Below are 268 nucleotides of genomic sequence, written 5' to 3' on the forward strand. Positions count from 1 at the left end.
GTTATCGGCATTTATGAAGAGTTCGGCAGCTATGAACAATATGCGTCGGCGACCAGATGGGCCTGACCAACGATGGCATCCCCGCCTCCCCTCCCGCGCTGACCGCCGAAGAGAAAGCCCAGCGCCATGCGCCCTCGCGCACAGTGGTGCTGGCTGTGCCCGAACAGATGCTGAGCCGGCTGATGCTGGCGACCCAGGCGGGCACCTTGCGCCTGGCTGTGCGCAGCGCCGACGAACGTCTGCTGAGCCATTACTGGGCCGGCGAAGG

The 268-nt window shown here is 64.9% G+C and carries 1 protein-coding gene; it reads left to right on the forward strand.

Going from position 1 to position 268, the window contains the following annotated elements; genetic code table 11:
* Nucleotides 1-56 precede the first annotated feature (56 nt).
* A partial coding sequence (locus AC0L3B_RS39570) for an RcpC/CpaB family pilus assembly protein (protein WP_473383273.1) occupies nucleotides 57-268 on the forward strand: 212 nt, incomplete at its 3' end.

The organism is Bradyrhizobium sp. Kon56 (assembly GCF_055807635.1).